Origin of the sequence: Sulfuritalea sp. (assembly GCF_017302275.1) — a bacterium.
GTDB lineage: Bacteria > Pseudomonadota > Gammaproteobacteria > Burkholderiales > Rhodocyclaceae > Sulfuritalea.
Map to the genome: position 1 here is coordinate 1 of NZ_JAFLDR010000008.1, position 19,905 is coordinate 19,905.

General features: G+C 65.6%; 19 protein-coding genes and 1 tRNA gene. 12 read left to right on the top strand and 8 right to left on the bottom strand.

The genetic code is table 11. The features are described 5' to 3' along the window. The coding region (locus J0M27_RS05955) for an HD domain-containing protein (protein ID WP_294988494.1) at positions 1-454 on the bottom strand (454 nt) is incomplete at its 3' end. A 6-nt stretch (positions 455-460) separates the two neighbouring features. On the opposite strand from J0M27_RS05955, the gene J0M27_RS05960 reads away from it, so the two are divergent. Continuing rightward, positions 461-1,225 carry a M90 family metallopeptidase gene (locus J0M27_RS05960; protein WP_294988497.1) on the top strand — a complete coding sequence of 255 codons (765 nt, stop codon included), beginning with the start codon at positions 461-463 and terminating at the stop codon, positions 1,223-1,225. Here J0M27_RS05960 and J0M27_RS05965 read toward each other — a convergent pair. Then, positions 1,204-3,447, bottom strand: coding sequence for an MBL fold metallo-hydrolase (locus tag J0M27_RS05965; RefSeq protein WP_294988500.1), 2,244 nt, complete (start codon positions 3,445-3,447; stop codon positions 1,204-1,206). The two genes, J0M27_RS05960 and J0M27_RS05965, sit on opposite strands and share 22 nt — an antisense overlap. A gap of 338 nt (positions 3,448-3,785) precedes the next feature. Then, positions 3,786-3,861: transfer RNA gene (locus J0M27_RS05970), tRNA-His, on the bottom strand. Between the two features lie 262 nt (positions 3,862-4,123). Here J0M27_RS05970 and J0M27_RS05975 point away from each other — a divergent pair. From J0M27_RS05975 to J0M27_RS06020, 10 genes are read left to right on the top strand one after another with little or no spacing between them, the layout of a single operon-like run. Next, entirely contained in the window at positions 4,124-5,332 is a 1,209-nt protein-coding gene (locus J0M27_RS05975; RefSeq protein ID WP_294988502.1) for an acyl-CoA dehydrogenase family protein, read from the top strand. A gap of 4 nt (positions 5,333-5,336) precedes the next feature. Next, complete coding sequence (locus tag J0M27_RS05980) at positions 5,337-6,461, top strand: acyl-CoA dehydrogenase family protein (RefSeq protein WP_294988504.1); 1,125 nt, start codon at positions 5,337-5,339, stop codon at positions 6,459-6,461. Between the two features lie 2 nt (positions 6,462-6,463). After that, on the top strand, positions 6,464-8,269 hold the full coding sequence (locus J0M27_RS05985; RefSeq protein ID WP_294988506.1) for an acyl-CoA dehydrogenase: 1,806 nt from the start codon (positions 6,464-6,466) through the stop codon (positions 8,267-8,269). A gap of 4 nt (positions 8,270-8,273) precedes the next feature. Next, entirely contained in the window at positions 8,274-9,050 is a 777-nt protein-coding gene (locus J0M27_RS05990) for an enoyl-CoA hydratase (RefSeq protein ID WP_294988508.1), read from the top strand. Continuing rightward, on the top strand, positions 9,050-9,505 hold the full coding sequence (locus J0M27_RS05995) for a PaaI family thioesterase (RefSeq protein WP_294988510.1): 456 nt from the start codon (positions 9,050-9,052) through the stop codon (positions 9,503-9,505). The genes J0M27_RS05990 and J0M27_RS05995 overlap by 1 nt, the downstream gene beginning before the upstream one ends. After that, positions 9,498-10,217 carry a 2-phosphosulfolactate phosphatase gene (locus J0M27_RS06000; RefSeq protein WP_294988513.1) on the top strand — a complete coding sequence of 240 codons (720 nt, stop codon included), beginning with the start codon at positions 9,498-9,500 and terminating at the stop codon, positions 10,215-10,217. The genes J0M27_RS05995 and J0M27_RS06000 overlap by 8 nt, the downstream gene beginning before the upstream one ends. A gap of 8 nt (positions 10,218-10,225) precedes the next feature. Further along, entirely contained in the window at positions 10,226-10,705 is a 480-nt protein-coding gene (locus J0M27_RS06005) for a MaoC family dehydratase (protein ID WP_294988516.1), read from the top strand. After that, positions 10,702-12,270 (top strand): class I adenylate-forming enzyme family protein, encoded by a 1,569-nt coding sequence (locus tag J0M27_RS06010; RefSeq protein WP_294988518.1) that lies wholly within the window; start codon positions 10,702-10,704, stop codon positions 12,268-12,270. Before J0M27_RS06005 ends, J0M27_RS06010 begins: the two co-directional genes overlap by 4 nt. Positions 12,271-12,281: 11 nt before the next feature. Next, on the top strand, positions 12,282-13,094 hold the full coding sequence (locus J0M27_RS06015) for a crotonase/enoyl-CoA hydratase family protein (RefSeq protein ID WP_294988520.1): 813 nt from the start codon (positions 12,282-12,284) through the stop codon (positions 13,092-13,094). Next, positions 13,094-13,990, top strand: coding sequence for an alpha/beta hydrolase (locus J0M27_RS06020; protein ID WP_294988523.1), 897 nt, complete (start codon positions 13,094-13,096; stop codon positions 13,988-13,990). Before J0M27_RS06015 ends, J0M27_RS06020 begins: the two co-directional genes overlap by 1 nt. Before the next feature lie 27 nt (positions 13,991-14,017). Here the strand turns inward: J0M27_RS06020 and J0M27_RS06025 are convergent, their stop codons facing one another. Together J0M27_RS06025 and J0M27_RS06030 are read right to left on the bottom strand one after the other, a co-directional pair. Continuing rightward, positions 14,018-14,665 (bottom strand): bacteriohemerythrin, encoded by a 648-nt coding sequence (locus tag J0M27_RS06025; protein WP_294988526.1) that lies wholly within the window; start codon positions 14,663-14,665, stop codon positions 14,018-14,020. A gap of 156 nt (positions 14,666-14,821) precedes the next feature. Continuing rightward, positions 14,822-15,301: an OsmC family protein gene (locus J0M27_RS06030; RefSeq protein WP_294988530.1), complete on the bottom strand. Its 480-nt coding sequence runs from the start codon at positions 15,299-15,301 to the stop codon at positions 14,822-14,824. 189 nt (positions 15,302-15,490) lie between these two features. On the opposite strand from J0M27_RS06030, the gene J0M27_RS06035 reads away from it, so the two are divergent. Next, positions 15,491-16,420: an MORN repeat-containing protein gene (locus J0M27_RS06035; protein ID WP_294988533.1), complete on the top strand. Its 930-nt coding sequence runs from the start codon at positions 15,491-15,493 to the stop codon at positions 16,418-16,420. A gap of 27 nt (positions 16,421-16,447) precedes the next feature. Here J0M27_RS06035 and J0M27_RS06040 read toward each other — a convergent pair whose 3' ends face one another. The 3 genes from J0M27_RS06040 to J0M27_RS06050 are packed head-to-tail and all read right to left on the bottom strand — an operon-like array spanning position 16,448 to position 19,693. Next, complete coding sequence (locus tag J0M27_RS06040) at positions 16,448-17,275, bottom strand: IclR family transcriptional regulator (RefSeq protein WP_294988535.1); 828 nt, start codon at positions 17,273-17,275, stop codon at positions 16,448-16,450. Position 17,276: 1 nt separating this feature from the next. Then, on the bottom strand, positions 17,277-18,251 hold the full coding sequence (locus J0M27_RS06045) for a nitronate monooxygenase family protein (RefSeq protein ID WP_294988537.1): 975 nt from the start codon (positions 18,249-18,251) through the stop codon (positions 17,277-17,279). A gap of 8 nt (positions 18,252-18,259) precedes the next feature. Continuing rightward, complete coding sequence (locus J0M27_RS06050) at positions 18,260-19,693, bottom strand: MFS transporter (protein ID WP_294988540.1); 1,434 nt, start codon at positions 19,691-19,693, stop codon at positions 18,260-18,262. Positions 19,694-19,905: the final 212 nt, after the last annotated feature.

A 19,905-nucleotide genomic window follows, 5' to 3' on the forward strand; every position in this document is an offset into this window, starting at 1 on the left:
GGCCATCGACCAGTCCCGCCACAGTGTCGCCAAAGCCGGCTTTCAGGCGTTCGCCGCAATCCGGCACGTGGTCGCTGGCGGCAAACAGAAGCGCGGCAACGCGAGCATCGGCATCGAGGTCGAGCGAGGCGACGATCAGGGCCATGCCCAAGGCGTGTTGCAGGACTGCTTCGCCGGTACCGACCTGCTTGTCGCCATAGGCGTCGCGGGCCAGCGCCAGCGCTTCGGCAGCGCGCGCCGCGGCCGGCTCCGGCAGCCCGGCGCACAGGCGTTCCAGCACCTCGGCTTCGCCGCTCGACGGCTTGAGGGAATGCACCACGGAGACCATGCGGCGATTATCCCATGCCGTGCATAATCGCCCTTCCATGACGAACCTGCCGCGCACCCCATCCTGCTTGCCGTCCCCGCCACCCGAGGTGATCCATGTCGGCGCCGCAGGCGAGGCGGGCGGCAACTGATCATGGGCATATCCGACTGGTGGCGGCGGCGCCAGGCCGACCGCCTGGACATTGCGGAATCGCTATGGGAGCAGGTCGAGTCCGAATTGCATTTTCTCTGCCACCTGCTACCCGACGAGCGCGCGCAGTTGCGCCTGCTGGCCCGCCAGTTCATCGCGGAAAAACAATGGAGCGGCGCCCAGGGCCTGCAATTGACGCCCCGCATCCAGCTCACCATCGCGCTGCAGGCCTGCCTGCTGGTCCTCCACCTCGGCCTCGACTGGTATGCGGGCTGGGTCGGCATCGTGGTGTATCCCGGCGATTTCCTGATCCCGCGCCGCATGATCGACGAGGATGGGGTGGTGCACGTGTACGACGACGAAGTCATGGGCGAGGCCTGGCACGGGGGCCCGGTGCTGCTTTCCTGGTTCGATGACTTGGCCGACGCCCACGGCATCAACGTCGTGATCCACGAGTTCGCCCACAAGCTGGACATGCGCAGCGGTGATGCCGACGGCGTGCCGCCGCTGCATGAAGGCATGTCGCGCCGGCACTGGATAGCGGTCATGCGCGAGGCGTTCGACGACTTCCAGCGGCGCGTTGATCGCAGTGAGGAAACCCTGCTGGACCCCTATGGCGCCGAATGGCCTTCCGAGTTCTTCGCAGTCGCCAGCGAAGCCTTTTTCGAAAACCCCGCGGTGCTGCTGGATGAGTACCCGCATGTCCACGAACAGCTCAGGCTGTTCTACCGCCAGAACCCCGTCGTTCAGCGCGCCGTTCCGCGATAACGCGGCGCGGCGTAGGGATGGGTGTTGCGGAAGGCTTCGAACAGCTTCCAGCGCACTACCGGGATCCTTTCCACCATGACCAGCGGCACGGAATAGATCTCGCAGCTGTCGAGCGCGACCAGCGGGACTTCCGGAGCGGATTCCACGGGAGGGGCCTCGGCCCCATTGGGCACCGCAGCGAACAGACCGTCGGCACCCCAGAATTCTCCCTTGCCGAGCACTGGCGCGTTTTCGTCCTTGCCACGCGCCAGCCGCCCCTTGCCGATGAGATGCAGTTGCCCCTGCGCGCCGACGAACTGCTTGCCGGCATGCAGGCGGGTGATCTCGCAGATCTTGGCGAGGCTGAACAGGGTGGTATTGGTGACCGCATCACTGAACAGGAAGGTGCGCCGCAGGCGCTCCTCGACCAGGCGCACATTGAGCAATTCCTCGCTTGAAAAGAAGCGCTCGACAAAGTTGCGATAGAGATCGGCCGGCAGGCGCAAGGCCTGGACGAAGCCGACGGAACGGTAGGTTTCCTCACTCTCGCGGTTGTGGATGGCCGCCGACTCCGCGAGCAGCGATCCGCTGAACAGGAAGTGCGCGCTGTTCGGGTCCTGGGTCAGGATCTCCACCTTCCCGGCAAGCAGCAGGTAGATTTCCGCCGGTACCGATCCGGCGGACATGATGATGGTCTCCGGGTTGAAGGTGACGATGCGATTGTTGAGCAACATGTGCAGTCGCTCCACCGGCACCGTGGGGAAATAGCTCTTGAGGAACTCGCTGGCATCGCGCAACAGGAAATTCTGCTCGCCCGGAATCATCACGTCGAGGGTCCCGAAAGGCGCGCCGGAGCCGATGCGGCGCTCGGCCTGCGTCAGGTCCCGTGCGGTATGGGCGAGCAGCAGCCGCCTCGACCGGTCCTCGGAAAAATCCTCGGCGCAGCCATGGATCATGCCGCCACCGATGTCGATCTTCTTCAGGTCCACCCGCTCCAGGTAGGACGCCTTGACCGCATCGGCGCGCGCGGCGCTGAGCCCTGGCGCGCTCAGGTCGGGACTGATCATGGCGTCGATCATGGCGAAGGAGGCGATGTCGGCAAGATGCGCATAGGTGCGGTAGCCACCTTCCCAGAGCACGCGAAAATTGAACACCGTGGTTTCCACGGGATGCGGCGAAACCGTAGGCATCACTTCCAGGCCCATGATGTCGTTCCACTCCCCTGACGCGAGGTCGCGGATGTCGAAGTACTTGGCGAACTCGCTTTCTGGAATCGACAGCAGGGCGCAGAACTTGCGCGTCACCGACGCGCGCACCAGTGGCGTGGCGAAATATTGCAGCGGCCGGTCGCACTGCAGCAGCGTCGTCAGGCCGGCAAAGTGGTCGTCATGGCAATGGGTATGGAAGATTCCGGCGACTTCCTTCTTGCCGATGCCCAGCGCATCGAGGCTGTAATGGATGTTGGGACCGGCATCGATCAGGTAGACGCGACCCTGGTGGATCAGCACGCTGCCCATCGCCGGCCGGTTGAAATCCCAGCCGTCGCCGTCGCCGGCATGCACCACGGCAAAGTAGTGGCGATCGACGGCGACATGGCTCAGGGGATAGGGGCAGGGATATATCCGGTGCTGGCCGAGGTTGAGGTCAACTTCGACCATGTCTTCGCCATGACGCACCTCGAAGACATTGTTCGCGATTCGCTCGATGCTGACGCCGTCGCCAATGTCCATCCTCCCGGCGGTCAGAGGATGGCACTCGACGAATGCCTCGGGTCGCGCGATCTGGCCGAAGGCGAATTTGAGCTTGACCCGCATCAACTCGTCGGCCTCGGCCTCGGAGACGCCGGCCTTCATCATCTCCTCGGCAGATATCAGTCCGTAGTTGCCGCGATGGATGTAGCGCAACTGCGCCGCAAGTTGCTCGGGGGTACCGATCAGCCGGGGTTTGCGGCCGGTATTGTTGGGATGGTTGGGGATCAGCATGCCCTGCCTGTAGAGCATCTGCAGAATGGGAAACTCGGCGAGGTTGCACAAGTGCCCGTTCTGCACCATCACATCCGACAGGAGGATGGCATTCGGCCCGTTTTCGAATGACACCCCGTTGCGCTCGGTGGTCTGGATGATTCCCCGTCGCAGCAGGTGCTTGACGGCGTCGGCAGGCGAACCGCAAAGCAGGTAGACCCCGGCCGCCGGAATTTCGACGAAACAGATTCCATTGGCAACGATGAGCTTTCGCATCGACATTGGGCCGTTTCCTTCTTCTTCTGTTCGCTCAGGGATGTGGCGGCCGGCGGCGTTTGCCGCGATTTCGCCCTGACTCCTCCGCGGTCATTCTATGCCTCGTTGCCTCACATGCCAAAGAAGGTCGGAAATCGGCTCCGATGCTGGCCAAGGCGGACCGCAGGCCCGTGCCGGATTTCGAAACCATCCGGGTTCCGGACGCCGGCGCCGAGACTGCGACTGGCTGTCGGAGGACTCTGTGGTCTTCGGCACAGATAAAAAAACGGAGCCAAAGGCTCCGATTTCTGACTCGCACGACCCGGGGTGAAATGGCCGGCGACGCTCCCGCGGGCGATCTTGGGTGGGGTGGCTGATGGGACTCGAACCCACGACAACTGGAATCACAATCCAGGACTCTACCAACTGAGCTACAGCCACCACCGGAACGTCTGCAGTCGGGAATACCCCCCGGCGGCAGGGGGTGGATTATCGGAGATCGTGGACAAAGAATCAAGCATCGCACCGATTTGCGGCCCGTCAGAGTTGCCTAAACTCCTTCAGCGGGATTGCGCGAGTCTCGAGGAAACCCGCCGGGCGATAGGGGACGCCTTGTCACATCCGGCTAACTCGCGTACCATTCTTGCGGAACATTGTTCTGCATTGCGAACCATCATAGCCCATTCTTGAGGACCAACACCCCATGGATCTGAATTTCACGCCGGAGGAACACGCATTCCGCGACGAGGTACGCAGCTTCCTGGATGGCAACCTGCCCGCCGAAATCAGCCGCAAGGTCCACGGCGGTCGGCGCATGACCAGGGATGACTTCGTTCGCTGGCAAAAAATCCTTCATGCGCGCGGCTGGGGCGCCTCCAGTTGGCCGGTGAGCCACGGCGGCACGGGCTGGAGCCCGGTGCAGCAGCACATCTTCGACGAGGAATGCGCCGATGCCGGCGCACCGATGCAACTGCCCTTCGGCCTCAAGATGGTCGCGCCGGTCATCATGGCCTTCGGCAACCCGGCCCAGCAGGCGCATTTCCTTCCCCGCATTGTCGACGGCACCGACTGGTGGTGCCAGGGCTATTCCGAACCCGGCTCAGGCTCCGACCTGGCGTCATTGAAGACCCGCGCCGTCCGTGAGGGCGACCATTACGTCGTGAACGGCCAGAAGACCTGGAACACGCTGGGCCAGTACGCCGATTGGATCTTCTGCCTGGTGCGCACCAGTACCGAAGGCCGCCAGCAGGAGGGCATCTCCTTCCTGCTGATCGACATGAAGACGCCGGGCATCACCGTGCGCCCGATCATCATGATGGACGGCGAGCACGAGATCAACGAGGTCTGGTTCGAAGACGTCAGGGTTCCGGTCGAGAACCGCGTCGGCGAAGAGAACAAGGGCTGGACCTACGCCAAGTTCCTGCTCGGCCACGAGCGCACCGGCATCGCCGGCGTCGGCCGCTCCAAGCGCGAACTGAAAAAGCTCAAGGCCATCGCCCGCCGCGAAAGCAGCGCCGGCCGCCCGCTGATCGAGGACCCGCGCTTCCGCGACCGCATTGCCCAGGTCGAGATGGAACTCATGGCGCTGGAAATCACCAACCTGCGCGTCATCTCCGCAGAGGGAGAGAAAAAGCGCGCTCCCGGCCCGGAAGCCTCGATCCTCAAGATCAAGGGCTCGGAGATCCAGCAGATGCTGACCGAACTGCAGATGCAGGCGCTGGGCCACTATGCCCTGCCTTACCTGCACGAGTCGCTCGATCCCGCCTGGTCCGGTGATCCAGCAATGCCTTCGTATGAAGACGACGCCGGCCCCTTGTCAGGTCACTATTTCAATGTGCGCAAGACCACCATCTACGGCGGCTCCAACGAAATCCAGAAGAACATCATTTCGCAAATGATCCTTGGACTCTGACACCATGAACTTCGACTACACGGAAGAACAGACTGCCCTGCAGGACACCCTGCGCCGCTTCTTCGCCCGCGACTACGGCTTCGAACATCGCCGCGCGATGAGCAGATCAGCGGATGGCTTCGATCGCGCCGCCTGGGCCACCTTCGCAGAATTCGGCATCCTCGCCCTGCCCTTCCCCGAGGGCTTCGGTGGCCTCGATGGCAGCGCCGTCGACAGCATGCTGGTCATGGAAATGCTCGGTCGCGGCCTGGCGCTCGAGCCCTACCTGCCCACCGTCGTACTCTGTGGCGGCCTGATCCGCGATGCCGGCAGCGCCGCGCAAAAAGAGGCCCTGCTGCCCGCCATCGCCGGCGGTGAACTGATGCTCGCCTTCGCCCACAATGAGGCCGGTGGCCGCTATGCCCTCAACCACGTCGCCACCAAAGCCACGCCGGCGGGAAATGGCTGGAAGCTCGACGGTATCAAGGCGGTCGTGCTCGCCGCGCCCTCCGCCGGCAAATTCATCGTCTCGGCGCGCGAAGGCCTCGGCCTCTCGCTCTTCCTGGTCGACGCCAAGGCGCCCGGCCTCAGCCTGCGCAGCTACCCGACCCAGGATGGCGCGCGCGCCGCCGACATCCGCCTGTCCGGCGTCGAGATCGGTGCCGAGGCCCTGATCGGCCCCGCCGGTGGCACCCTGCCGCTGATCGAGCGCGCCGTCGATTACGCCAACGCCGCACTTTGCGCCGAAGCCGTCGGCATCATGGCCGCGCTCAACGAAGTCACGCTGGAATACCTGAAGACGCGCAAGCAGTTCGGCACCCCGATCGGCAAGTTCCAGGCCCTGCAGCACCGCATGGCCGACATGGTGATCGCCACCGAGCAGGCCCGCTCCATGGCGACGCTGGCCGCCGTGCGTGCCGATTCGCCTGATTCCGCCGAACGCAGCCGCTGCATCGCCGCGGCCAAGGCCTACGTCCTGCAGTCGGCACGCCTCGTCGGCCAACAGGCGGTGCAACTTCATGGCGGCATGGGCGTCACCGACGAACTCAACGTCGGCCACTACTTCAAGCGCCTGACCATGATCGGACTCACTTTCGGCGACGTCGATTACCACCTCGGCCGTTTTTCCGACAGCTTGCTGGCCGCCTGACCGTGGCGGGGATCATCAACCGCCGCGACCTCGACTTCCAGCTCTTCGAAGTCCTCGACGCCGAAGCGCTGACGCAGCGTCCGCGCTACGCCGAGCACAGCCGCGAAACCTTCGCCGCCGTGCTCGATACGGCGGCCGCCATCGCCGAAGAGAAGTTCGCGCCCCACAACCGCAAGGCCGACGAGCACGAGCCGACTTTCGACGGCCAGCGCGTGAGCATGATCCCGGAAGTCGCCGAGGCGCTGAAGGCTTTTTGCGAGGCCGGCTTCATCGCCGCCGCCCATGATTTCGAACGCGGCGGCATGCAGTTGCCGGTGCTGCTGACGCAGGCGGCGTTCTCGCTGTTCAAGGGCGCCAATGTCGGCACCGCGGCCTATCCCTTCCTCACCATCGCCAACGCCAATGTAATCCACCGCTTCGGCAGCGAGGCGCAACGGGCAAAGTATCTCGGCCCGCTGCTGGCCGGCCGCTTCTTCGGCACCATGGCGCTCACCGAGCCGCAGGCCGGCTCCAGCCTCTCCGACATCACCACCAGCGCAACGCCCAATGCAGATGGCAGGTATTCGATAGTCGGCAACAAGATATTCATTTCCGCCGGTGACCACGATCTGTCGGAAAACATCGTGCACCTGGTGCTGGCCAGGATCCCCGGCGGGCCGCCGGGTGTCAAGGGCATTTCGCTGTTCATCGTGCCCAAGTTCCACGTCGCTGCAGACGGCAGCCTCGGCACCCGCAACGACGTGGCGCTGGCCGGCCTGATCCACAAGATGGGCTATCGCGGCACCACCTCGACCATGCTCAGCTTCGGCGAAAAGGACGCCTGCATCGGCGAACTGGTGGGCGAGCCGCACAAGGGCCTCACCTACATGTTCCACATGATGAACGAGGCGCGCATCGGCGTCGGCATGGGCGCGGTGATGCTCGGCTACCGCGGCTACCTCGCCTCGCTCGATTACGCCAAAGAGCGCCCGCAGGGCCGCGCGCCGACCAACAAGAACCCGAACGACCCGCAGCTCAAGCTGATCGAACACGCCGACATCCGCCGCATGCTGCTGGCGCAAAAGGCCTATGTCGAGGCCGGCTATGCGCTCTGCCTCTACTGCGCACGCCTCGTAGATGAAACAAGAGTCGGCGCTGACGACACGGCGATTCAGGAGGCCAGTTTGCTGCTCGACCTGCTGACGCCGATCGCCAAGTCCTGGCCCTCGCAGTGGTGCCTCGAAGCCAACAGCCTGGCAATCCAGATCCACGGCGGCTACGGCTACACGCGCGAATACCCGGTCGAGCAGTTCTACCGCGACAACCGCCTCAACCCCATCCACGAAGGCACCCACGGCATCCAGGCGCTCGACCTGCTCGGGCGCAAGGCGGTTATGAACGGTGGCGCGGCGATGAAGCTGTTCGCCCGCGAAGCCGGCAAGACCGTCGCCGAAGCGCAAGGCGATCCGGCGCTGGCTCCCTACGCCGGCGAACTGCAGGCGGCCATGAACGAGGTCGCCACCACGCTGCAGGCCCTGGCCCCGGTGCTGGCCGCCAACCCGACGCTGGCACTCGCGAATGCCGTGCTCTTCCTCGAAGCCTTCGGCCACACGGTGATCGCCTGGATCTGGCTGCGCCAGACCATCGCTGCGCAGCGCGGGCTGCAAAGCGGCATCGCCACCCAGAGCACGGATGGGGACTTCTATCGTGGCAAACTGGCCGCCTGCCGCTGGTTTTACCGCTGGGAGCTGCCCAAGGTCCGCCAATGGCACGAACTCCTGCGCAGCCTCGACGACACCACTCTAGCGATGCCACCTGAAAGTTTCTAAACCAATGAGCCACCCCAACATCCTGGTTACCCAACAGAACGGCATCCTCGGCATCGAGATCAGTCGCCGCGAGAAGAAGAACGCCATCACCTCGGACATGTATCGCGCCATGAGTGCGGCGCTGTCGCGGGCGCGGGACGACAGCCATGTGCGGGTGGTGCTGCTGCGCGGCCAGGACGACATGTTCACCGCCGGCAACGACCTCGCCGACTTCCTGCAGCGCAAGGTGGGCGACCCGAGCGCCGCCATCCCCTTCCTGCACCTGATCGCCGCCTTCGAAAAGCCCATCGTCGCCGCCGTCGCCGGCAACGCGGTGGGCATCGGCACGACCATGCTGCTGCATTGCGACCTGGTCTATGCCGCCGACAATACCCGCTTCCAGTTGCCCTTCGTCAATCTCGCGCTCTGCCCCGAGGGCGGCTCCAGCCTCTTGCTGCCGCGCGTCGCCGGCTACCAGCGCGCCGCCGAACTGCTGATGCTGGGTGAGCCCTTCGATGCCACGACCGCACGGGAAGCCGGCTTCGTCAATCGCGTGCTGGCGCCCGGCGAACTGATGGCCGCCGCCATGGAAGCCGCGCAGAAGCTCGCCGCCCGCCCGGCCGGCTCGCTCGCCGTGACCAAGGCGCTCCTGAAACGCCCGCCGGATCGCAGCGCGATCGAGGCCATCGACGAGGAAGTGATTTTCTTCGGCGACCTCGTCGCCGCCCCCGCCGCCAAGGAAATCTTCGCCGCCTTCCTCGAAAAACGCGCTCCCGACCCCGACAAGATTCACAAAACCTGATGACCGAGAACATTCCCGAGGGCTACAAGCCCCTCAAGCGCGGCGGCGGCTACCTGACCGGCCTCGGCCCCTGGTACTACCGCATCGATGCCGGCAAGGGCGGCGAACGCGGGCAGATGGTGCTGGCGATCCGCGTCGAGGAACGCCATTGCAACATCCGCCACATCGCCCACGGCGGCTTCCTCGTCTCGATGTTCGACACGGCGCTGGGCATCGTCGTCTCCAGCTCGAAGGAGCCGCCGCAGCCCATCGTCACGGTCAGCCTCACCACCAACTTCGTCTCCGCCGCCGAACCCGGCGACTGGGTCGAGGCCCACGTCGACCTCGACCGCATGGGCGGACGCCTGGCCTATGCCAGTTGCACGCTGGTCTGCGGCGAGCGCGTGATCATGACCGGCACCGGCGTCTTCGCCCTGATGAAGCCGGCCGTGCCCAAGGAACGCACGGATGGCTAAGGTTCATGTCCTGCTGAAAAAAGAAGAACTCGACGCCCAGCGCCTCGAAGGCAAGGTGGTGGTGGTGCTCGACATCCTTTTCGCCACCTCCTCCATCGTCACCGCCCTGGCCCATGGCGCGACCGAAGTCATCGCCACCCTCGACGGCCGTGCCGCGCAGGCGGCAGCCGCCACCTACCCGGAAGGCTCCTACGTGCTCTCTGGCGAACTCAATGCCGACACACTGCCCGGCTTCGTACACCCGACGCCCAAGGCCCTGCTGGCCGAGGGGATCGCCGGCCGGCGCCTGATCTACTGCACCACCAACGGCACCGTGGCGCTGGCCAAGTCGCAGGGCGCCGCCCACGTTTACGCCGCCGCTCTGCTCAACGGCCGCGCCGTGGTCGAGCGCATCGTCGCCGACCATGCGGAGGCCACCATCCTCATCGTCTGCTCCGGCTCGGCGGACAACTTCAACCTCGAGGATTTCTACGGCGCCGGCTACTTCGTCTCCCTGTTCCACCAGGCGCTGCCGGACGCCGAGTATTCCGATGCCGCGCTCGCCGCCGAACTGCTGCACGACCACTGCGACGGCCTCGACGCCCTGCGTCGCGCCCGCGTCGGCCGCATGATGCTGGCGCGCAGCCTCGATGACGAAGTCGCCTTCGCCGCCCAGGAAAGCTGTTACGACGTTGTGCCGAAGCTGCAGGACGGCGCCCTGCGTCCTGCCTGAAAGATGACATGACCACCAAAACCTACAAGTACTACTGGGAAGATTTCCCCGTCGGCAAGGTCCGCGAATTCGGCAACTACACCGTCAGCGCCGAGGAGATCATCGACTTCGCGAAGAAGTTCGACCCGCAGCCCTTCCACCTGTCGGAAGAAGCCGGCAAGGCCAGCCTCTTCGGCGGGCTGTGCGCCAGCGGCTGGCATACCTGCGCCATGGCGATGCGCATGATGTGCGACGAATTCCTGCTCGACACCGCCAGCCTCGGCTCGCCCGGCCTGGAGAACATCCGCTGGATCAAGCCGGTGCGCCCCGGCGACACGCTGCACGTGCGCTCGGTGGTCCTGGAAGCGCGGCCGATGGAAAGCAAGCCGCACGTCGGCCTGGTCCTCGTGCGCTGGGAAGTGCTGAACCAGAAAAACGAGGAAGTCGCCCAGATGGAAGGCTACGGCATGTACCGGCGTCGCGACCCGGCGCCGCCCAAGGCCGAATGACTCTGGACCAACTGCTCGCCCGCCCCTTCGGCAGCTACGGCGAGCTGATCCGCCTCCATGCGCGGCAACGCCCCAACCACCCGGCCCTGATCGAGGGCGAACGCCGCGTCTCATTCGCCACGCTCGACACGATGATGGACCGTGTTGCCGCGACCCTGCAGCGCGCCGGCATACGCCCCACCGAAGCCGTCGCCATCTGCGCCGGCACCTCGCTCGAATATGCCGCCGTCTTCCTCGGCGCGCTGCGCGCCGGCATCGCCGTCGCACCGCTGGCGCCCTCGTCGACGCCGCAGACCATCGCCGACATGGCGGCCAATGCCGAAGCGCGCCTGTTCTTCGTCGATGCCGCCGTCGCCGGCGAACTGGCGCCGGTGCGGGACCGGATCGGCGTGCCCTGGATCGCGCTTGACGAATCCGCCACCGCTACGCGTTTCTCGACCTGGCTGGCCCCGGCCGGCAGCCAGCCGAAACCGGTGGCGATCCGCCCCGACTGGCCCTTCAACATCATCTATTCCTCGGGCACCACCGGCACACCCAAGGGCATCGTCCAGCCGCACGGCATGCGCTGGGTCCATGCGCAGCGCGCCCGCGACCACGGCTACGGGCCCGATGCCGTGACCCTGGTGTCGACACCGCTCTACTCCAACACCACGCTGGTCAGCTTCTTCCCCGCCGTGGTGCTGGGCGGCACCGCCGTGCTGATGCCGAAGTTCGAGGCCGCCCGCTATCTCGAACTCGCGCAAGGCCATCGCGCCACCCACAGCATGCTGGTGCCGGTGCAGTACGCGCGCCTGATGGCGCACCGCGAATTCGATCGCCACGACCTCTCCGCCTTCCGCATGAAGTTCTGCACCAGCGCGCCCTTCGCCGCCGCGCTCAAGGCCGACATCCTGCGCCGCTGGCCGGGCGGCCTGATCGAGTACTACGGCATGACCGAAGGCGGCGGCACGGTGGTGCTCAAGGCACACGAGCACCCGCACAAGCTCGCCACCGTCGGCCAGCCGGCCGAGGGCCATGACATCCGCCTGATCGACGAGGCCGGCCGCGAAGTCGCGCCCGGCGAAATCGGTGAAATCGTCGGCCATTCACCGGCGATGATGCGGGGCTACCACCGCCAGCCGGAAAAGACCCGCGAGGCCGAGTGGTACGCGCCGGACGGCAAGCGCTTCATCCGTACCGGCGACGTCGGCCGCTTCGATGCCGATGGCTTTTTGACGCTGATGGACCGCAAGAAGGACATGATCATCAGCGGCGGATTCAACGTCTATCCCAGCGACCTCGAAGCCGTGCTGGCGCAGCACCCGGCTGTGGCCGAAGCGGCCGTGGTCGGCGTCGCCTCGCAGCGCTGGGGCGAAACGCCGGTGGCCTTCGTCGTTGCAGGAGTCGGCGCTGGTGGCACGGCGATTTCGACCGCGACCGGACTTCGCGACTGGGCCAACGCCCGCCTGGGCAAGACCCAGCGCCTCGCCGCCGTCGAAATCGTCGCCGCCCTGCCGCGCAGCGCCATCGGCAAGATCCTCAAGCGCGAGTTGCGCGACAATTTCCAGTCTCCGCCCGATTTCTGAAAGGAAGCCCCATGGAATTCAGCACCCTCGACGTAACGCTCGACGGCAACGTCGCCACCATCGCCCTCAACCGCCCCGACAAGGCCAACGCCATGAGCGAGCCGATGTGGTACGAAATAGAGCAGGCCATGCAATGGCTGGACGAGACCCCCGAAGCCCGCGTCGGGGTCCTGGTCGGGCGCGGCAAATACTTCACCTCGGGCATCGATCTTGCGCTCCTGATGGGCGTTCCCGCCAAGATCGAGGACGAGGACGAGGCCCGCAAGCGCGAAAAGCTGCGCCGCCTGATCCTGCGCCTGCAGGACACGCTGAGCTCGGTCGAGCGCTGTCGCAAGCCGGTGCTGGCCGCCATCCACGGCGCCTGCATCGGCGGCGGCATCGACCTCGTCACCGCCTGCGACATGCGCTACTGCTCGGCCGAGGCCTGGTTCTCGGTGCGCGAGATCGACGTCGGCATGACGGCCGACGTCGGCACCCTGCAGCGCCTGCCCGGCCTGATCGGCGAGGGCATGGCACGCGAGCTGGCCTACACCGGCCGCCGCGTCGATGGCGCCGAAGCGAAAGAGATGCGCCTGGTCAACCGCTGCTACGAATCCGCCGAAGCGCTCCACGCCGGCGTCATGGAGACGGCGCGGAGCATCGCCGCCAAGTCGCCGCTGGCGATCCGCGGCTGCAAGGAAATGATCACCTACGCCCGCGACCACTCGGTGGCCGACGGCCTCAACTACATCGCCACCTGGAACTCGGCGATGCTGATGTCGAAGGACTTGTTCGAGGCCGGCGCCGCCGCCATGCAGAAGCGCGAGCCGGTGTTCAAGGACTGATGGACGAGTTCTACGCCCCGGCCAACGGCATCCGCCTGCACTGCGTCGCGCGGGGCGCGGCCGATGCGCCGCTGATGCTCTTCGTCCATGGCTTTCCCGAGTTCTGGTATTGCTGGCACGCCCAGCTCGACGAGTTCGGCCGCGACTACCGCGCGGTGGCCTTCGACCTGCGCGGCCACAACCTGTCCGACAAACCCGAGGGTGTCGAGGCCTACCGCATCAAGCCGCTGCTGGAAGACCTGCGCCAACTGATCGAGCACTTGCGCGCAGGGCAGGAAGACAAGTCCTGCGTGCTGGTGGCGCACGACTGGGGCGGCGCCATCGCCTGGACCTTCGCCGCGCTGTACCCGCAGTACGTGAACAAGCTGGTCATCATCAACGCGCCGCATACCGTGCCCTTCGCCCGCGCCCTGGCTCACGACCCGGCGCAGCAGGCGGCCAGCGCCTACATGAATTTCTTCCGCCTCGACAAGGCCGAGCGCGTGCTGGGCGAAAACGGCTTCGAGCGCCTGCTGAAAATGTTCAACGCCACCGCCAGCGGCCGCTGCGCGCTGAACGACGACGACATCCCGCGCTACCTCGCCGCCTGGTCGCAGCCCGGCGCGCTGGCCTGCGCCCTCAAGCTCTACCGCGCCTCGCCGCTCTACCCGCCGACGGCCGGCGACCCCGGCGCCGCCGCACTCAAGCTCGACCCGGCGGCGCTGACAGTGCACGTGCCAACGCTGGTGATCTGGGGCGAGGCCGACACGGCGCTGGGTCCGGTGCTGCTCGAAGGCCTGGATGAACTCGTGCCGGACCTGCGCATCGAGCGCTTTCCGGATGGCAGCCACTGGGTGATCCACGAACAGCCCCGGCAGCTCAACGCGGCGATCCGGGCATTCCTCGCGCCGGGCTGACTACCGGCAGGCGCCGGAATTGCCGGTTTATCCGGCGACGCCACGCCCCGCCAACTGCAAGCGCAGGCGCTGTACTTCCGCTCTGGCCTCACCCAGTTCGGCCTCCAGCTTGCCGTTCCGTTCATTCAGGGCCTTTGTCCGCTCATGTACCAAGCGTTCCAGCTGCTCGTTGGCGCGCCGCAATTCGTTGAGCAGGTGACGCTCGGAGTCGGTCAGGTCATCGACCATGGTCGTGGCCAGCGCCGCGGCGACGCGCGCCGCCAACTCGGGGTCGGCCGCATTGAGTTGTTGCGACATGGCCCGATCCACCACGACAATGTGGTGCAGCAGCCAATGCACCAGATACTCGATCAGGGTCACGGTGATGCCGGCGTAACCCCTTTCAAAGTCGGCAGTCAGATCGCGCAGCACGCTGCGAAAATAGGCATGTTCGGCGGTATGGCGTGTCACCAGCTCCTGGGTGCAGCCGCCACCAGCCATCAGACGTTCCTCGAAGGCAAAGTGATCGCGCACGTAGGCGTTCAGTTCGTCGAGCATCTTGCGCATGCCTTCCGCGCTGTAGTCGGCGTGGGTGCTCGCATCCAGTGCATTGATCATCCCGACCAGGGCACGATGCTGGTCGTCGATCTCGGCGATACCCAGGGCAAAGTCGCTGCTCCACTCGATGATCTGCACTTGCGTCTCCTCGGTTCCGATCGGCCACTGGCGGCACCGCCGGAATCCATGTCTTGTTTTGTCGCAGCCCTTGTCCCGCCTTCGTCATCCGGCCGTGCGCTGCAGCCTACTACGCCGCGCCTTGCTGGTCAAAGCGCCCCGCTCCCGCGTCCGGAATCAATCAGCCACCAGCTCCGTCGATTCGATCACGACCGGAAAATTTACCGAGTTCGCTATGAAGCACAGGCGATGCGCTTCCCCATGCAGGGCCCTGGCCCGTTTGGCATCGCTCCCCGCGGCCAGCGTCGCCACCGGGCGCAGCAGCGCATGGCTGAAGCGGCCGCCGCCGCTCGCGTCCTCGACCATGGTGCCGACCGCGTCGTCGCGATACGCCAGTACGACGATCTTCGCCTGGCTGCAAAGATGCAGGTACCACAGCATGTGACAGGACGACAGCGAGGCGACCAGCAGGTCCTCCGGGTTCCAGCGCGTCGCATCGCCGCGAAACGCCGGATCGGACGATCCCGGGATTTCCGGTTTGGCCACCGCGGAAATCCCATGGTCGCGCGAATAGGCACGGTAGCCGGCGGTACCTTCGCCGAGATTGCCGGTCCATTCGGTGCGCGTGGTATAGAGGTGCTGCTTGGCGAGAGACATGGGACGACCTCCGGCGAAAAACAGGAGCGTGACCCCAAGGATAAACGATACCCGCATGCTCCCGCCCACTCGTTGCCGGAAACCGGTCGATGGCCTGGCCTGCGGAGGCGTAAAATGCGGCGAACATGCAGGTGCCGCGACCCCGGGCCGCGGCACCTGCGACGCCTCACAGGACAGACAAGGGTCGCGATGATGAAAATGCCTCTGATCGCCATGCTGTTGATGGCATGTTCCAGCGCCATTGCCCAGGGCCGCCTGCCGCCCTGTTCGCCGCAAGCGGAGACCGCATGGAGCGGATGCTCCGGAACGACCGTATCCCCCGCCGGCGAGCGCTATGTCGGCGACTTCTGGAACGGCAGGCGCCATGGCTACGGCAGTTATGCCTGGCCCAACGGTGACCGCTACGTGGGCGAATTCGTGAACAACGCACGGCACGGTCAGGGCACGCTGCTTTCCGCCGGTGGCGACAAGTATGTCGGCGAGTTCCGCAACGATGGCATCGACGGCAAGGGAACCCTGACCACCGCCGGCGGCGACAAGTACGTCGGCGAATTCAAGGCCGGACGGCGAGATGGCAAAGGCACCCTCACTGCCGCGAATGGCGACAGCTACGTCGGTCAGTTCCTCAATGATCTCCCGCAGGGACAGGGAACTTACACCTGGAAGAATGGGGACGTGTACGTCGGGGCATTCCGCGACGGCTCGCGCAACGGGCAGGGCAGCCTGAGTTCCGCCGGCGGCGGCAAGTATGTCGGCGGTTTCAGGAACGACAAGTTCGACGGCGAAGGCACGCAGACGGCAGCCAATGGCGACCGGTATGTCGGTGAATTCAGGAACGACAAGCGCAACGGGAAGGGCAAGCTGACCTGGGCCAACGGCAACGAGTACAACGGCGACTTCGTGGACGGCCGACTGCAGGGCAAGGGCGTGTTCCTGTCATCCGGCGGCAGCAGGTACGAAGGCGATTTTCAGGATGACAAGTTCCATGGAAGCGGCACCCTGACGGCCCGCAATGGCACCGTGTTCGTCGGCGAGTTCAAGGATGGGCTGCGCAGCGGACAGGGTACCGAAACCCGCGCCGACGGAACCGTGATCCGCTCGGGAACCTGGAACGAGTAAACCGGCGGGCGACCGACGGACCTGTCACTAGCCGCGCAACCCCAGCGAAGCCTCCAGTTGCTTGACCAGCCCGATCAGGCGCGGTCTTACCTCGCCGAGCAGGAATTCCCTTGACAGGGTGAACGCCGGGCCGCCGCAATTGATCGCCATCGGCGGCAGGCCGCCGCCGGGACGCAGCGGCACGGCGATCGCATTGACATCGGACTGCCACTCGCCGAAGGAGCTGACTGCGCCCGTCTCGCGGTATTCCTGCAGCGAGCGTTCGATGCCGGCGCGGATAGTCGGCCAGGCCACTTCATCGAGCTCGCGCACGCGTTCCATGATGTCCTCGCGTTCGCGCTCCGGCACCATCGCCAGGTAGGCGCGCCCCATCGCCGTGGTCGCGATCGGAATTCGCGAGCCGATGTCGAGCGAAAGCGTCAGCGCCGCCGAACTGCGCGCATTGCCGACGTAGATCATCGACAGGCGGTCGCGGCTGCCGAGCGACACCATGGCCTTGGAAAAGTCCGCCAGTTCCTGCATCAGCGGTCGCGCCAGGTCGCGCACGTCGAGCCGCGCCAGCATGGCGCTGCCCAGCGCCAGGGTCGAGGTGCCGAGCCGGTACTTGCCTGTCTCCTCCACATAGACCAGGTAGCCGAGTTTGGTCAGCGTGTAAGTCAGGCGCGAGACCGTGGACTTGGGCAGCTTGCAGCGTTTGGCGATGTCGAGGTTGCCGAGCATCTTTTCGCCGGAACTGAAACAGGACAGCACCGACAGGCCGCGCGCCAGCGCCGTGACGAAATGCCGGTCCTCCTTGACCGGCATCTTTTCCGCCAGCGGCGCGGCAACTGCGGCGGCTTTCTTCTGTTTGACCATTTCAACGGGCTCCTTTCCAGGTTTGCGCGCACAGTGCTTGCTGCGCCGCGCGGTATTCGCGTCCGAGCCGGGCCACGACCTCGGCCACCGGAATGATGTCATCGATCGAGCCTACCCCCTGCCCGACGCCCCAGATGTCGCGCCAGGCCTTGGTGCGGTCCGAGCCGAAGCTCATGCTGGTCTTGTCGCGCAAGGGCAGGTTGTCGGGATCCAGCCCCTGCGCGACGATGCTTGACCGCAGGTAGTTGCCATGCACGCCGGTGAAGTAAGGCGTATAGACCACGTCGGCGGCGGTGCTCTCGACGATCATCCGCTTGTAGGCATCAACCGCATTGGCCTCCGGCGTCGGGATGAAACGCGTGCCCATGTAGGCCAGGTCGGCGCCCATGGCCTGCGCGGCCAGGATCTGCCGGCCGTTCGTCATGGCGCCGGACAGCGCGATCGGACCGTCCCAGAAACGCCGCACTTCGGACACCAGGACGAAGGGGCTCAGCGTCCCGGCATGGCCGCCGGCGCCGGCGGCGACCAGGATCAGGCCGTCGACGCCGGCCTCCAGCGCCTTCTGCGCGTGGCGCACGTTGATCACGTCGTGGAACACGATGCCACCGTAGCCATGCACCTCCTTCACCACGTCGCCCGGCGCCCGCAGGCTGGTGATGATCATCGGCACCTTGTGCCTGACACAAAGCGCAACGTCATGATCGAGGCGGTCGTTGGAATGGTGCACGATCTGGTTAACCGCGAAGGGTGCGACCTTGCGGCCCGGATCGGCGCGACGCGCGCCGTCGATCTGCGCGGTGATGGTGGTCAGCCATTCGTCGAGCAATTCCTTGGGGCGCGCGTTCAATGCAGGGAAAGAGCCGACGATGCCGGCCATGCACTGCGCCAGCACCAGTTCGGGCTGCGACACGATGAACATCGGCGCGCCGATCACCGGCAGCGCGAGATTGTCCTGCAACACCTTGGGCAGGGGCATGAAGTCTCCTAGGCAGGTCGTGGGGTGGGCGTGCGGCCGATCATCAGCCACGCGGGTATCAGGGCCAGGCAATAGACGAAGGCGATCAGGAAGAATCCCTCCTGCATCGGCTGCAATCCATGCACGGCATTCAACTGGCGTTCGCGCCCTTCGAGGAACAGCGCCAGCAGCGTGACGCCGAGGGCGCCGCCGAGCTGGCGGAAGAAATTGATCGACGCCGAGCCCGCTGCCTCGGTGCCGTAAGGCAGCAGGCGCAGGGCCCCGGCATTGAGCCCAGGAATGATCAGTCCCAGCCCAATGCGACCGATCGCCACCCACAGCGCCAGCATCCAGAAACCGGTGGTGGTCGACGACAACCCCATCAGGATTGCCGAGAGCGCGAAGAACGCCAGCCCCGCCATCGCCACGCGGTTGGAAGGAAAACGGTCCGCCAGCTTGCCCGCCAGCAGCAGCACGGCGGCCAGCACCGCGCCGCCCGGCAGCAGCATCAGGCCCGCTTCGTAACCGGAAAAGCCGAGGCCGATCTGGGCGAACACCGGCGCCAGGTAGGTAGAACCATAAATGCCAACGCCATAGGCCAGCGCCACCAGCACGGCGGCGGCAAAGCCCGCTTCGCGGAAGATGCGGAAATCCAGAAGCGGATGGAGCGTGTTGCGTTCCCACAGCACGAAGCCCGCCGCCAGCGCCATGCCGAGGCCCACCGCCGCAGAACCCGCCGCCGGCTGGCGGATCAGCGCTGTCAGGCCGCCAAGCAGCGCGCACAGCGCGGCGATCACCAGCACCAGTCCGATCCAATCGATGGGCCGCCTGTGCGCGCCCGCCACTGGCAGCGCCGCGATCACGTAGCGCGGCGCCAGCGCGATCGCCGCGAGGCACAACGGCACCGTGACGAGGAATACCGAGGGCCAGCCAAAATGGTCGACCAGCAGGCCGCCTGCCACCGGCCCCACGGCCGGCGCCAGCACGATGCCGAGGCCATAGGCACCCATCGCGCGGCCGCGTTCCTGCGGCGGAAAGACGTCGATGATGACCAGCATCGACAGCGGCTGGATCAGTCCGGCGATGCCGCCCTGGCCGATGCGGCACAACGCCAGCACCACGAAACGGTCGGCCAGCGCTGCCAGCACCGAAAACGTGACCAGCAGCACCAGCGCGCCGGTATAGGTGCGGCGCACGCCGAAGCGCTGCATGGCCCAGGTCGCAAGCAGCATCGAGGCCGTGGTGGCGGCGAGGAAGCCGGTGGACAGCAGTTGCACCTGGTCGTGTCCAAGGTGGAAAACGCGGATGATCTCCGGCAATGCCACATTCACCACCGTGGCTTCCATGATCGCCGACACCGTGCCGAGCATCACGGTCAGCACCGCCCACCAGCGATAGCCCGGCCCGTGGCGGTCGAACATGGCCGCGACTTCTCGCTGCCGGGCATCGGCTTCGGCGCTCATGGTGGCAAATCGCTAATTCCGCTTTCAGTTATTGTGTTCCGGATAGTGGCACAGCTGTGAATCCAGCGTCAAGGCGCCGCCAATCGCTTGTCGACCCGCTGCCGCACCCTATTAAAGTCCTTATGCGGCGCACATTGACTTTTCGGCGAGGGACGGCAAGAATTCACATTCTGTCTTCCTTAACAGAATTGTATTCCACTGTGCAGGCCTTC

Coding starts and splice junctions, on each gene's coding strand:
- J0M27_RS05960 (WP_294988497.1), top strand. CDS start 461: ATGGGCATATCCGACTGGTGGCGGCGGCGCCAGGCCGACCGCCTGGAC.
- J0M27_RS06035 (WP_294988533.1), top strand. CDS start 15,491: ATGATGAAAATGCCTCTGATCGCCATGCTGTTGATGGCATGTTCCAGC.
- J0M27_RS06020 (WP_294988523.1), top strand. CDS start 13,094: ATGGACGAGTTCTACGCCCCGGCCAACGGCATCCGCCTGCACTGCGTC.
- J0M27_RS06010 (WP_294988518.1), top strand. CDS start 10,702: ATGACTCTGGACCAACTGCTCGCCCGCCCCTTCGGCAGCTACGGCGAG.
- J0M27_RS05975 (WP_294988502.1), top strand. CDS start 4,124: ATGGATCTGAATTTCACGCCGGAGGAACACGCATTCCGCGACGAGGTA.
- J0M27_RS05990 (WP_294988508.1), top strand. CDS start 8,274: ATGAGCCACCCCAACATCCTGGTTACCCAACAGAACGGCATCCTCGGC.
- J0M27_RS05995 (WP_294988510.1), top strand. CDS start 9,050: ATGACCGAGAACATTCCCGAGGGCTACAAGCCCCTCAAGCGCGGCGGC.
- J0M27_RS06000 (WP_294988513.1), top strand. CDS start 9,498: ATGGCTAAGGTTCATGTCCTGCTGAAAAAAGAAGAACTCGACGCCCAG.
- J0M27_RS06005 (WP_294988516.1), top strand. CDS start 10,226: ATGACCACCAAAACCTACAAGTACTACTGGGAAGATTTCCCCGTCGGC.
- J0M27_RS05965 (WP_294988500.1), bottom strand. CDS start 3,447: ATGTCGATGCGAAAGCTCATCGTTGCCAATGGAATCTGTTTCGTCGAA.
- J0M27_RS05980 (WP_294988504.1), top strand. CDS start 5,337: ATGAACTTCGACTACACGGAAGAACAGACTGCCCTGCAGGACACCCTG.
- J0M27_RS06045 (WP_294988537.1), bottom strand. CDS start 18,251: ATGCCCCTGCCCAAGGTGTTGCAGGACAATCTCGCGCTGCCGGTGATC.
- J0M27_RS06050 (WP_294988540.1), bottom strand. CDS start 19,693: ATGAGCGCCGAAGCCGATGCCCGGCAGCGAGAAGTCGCGGCCATGTTC.
- J0M27_RS06015 (WP_294988520.1), top strand. CDS start 12,282: ATGGAATTCAGCACCCTCGACGTAACGCTCGACGGCAACGTCGCCACC.
- J0M27_RS06030 (WP_294988530.1), bottom strand. CDS start 15,301: ATGTCTCTCGCCAAGCAGCACCTCTATACCACGCGCACCGAATGGACC.
- J0M27_RS06040 (WP_294988535.1), bottom strand. CDS start 17,275: ATGGTCAAACAGAAGAAAGCCGCCGCAGTTGCCGCGCCGCTGGCGGAA.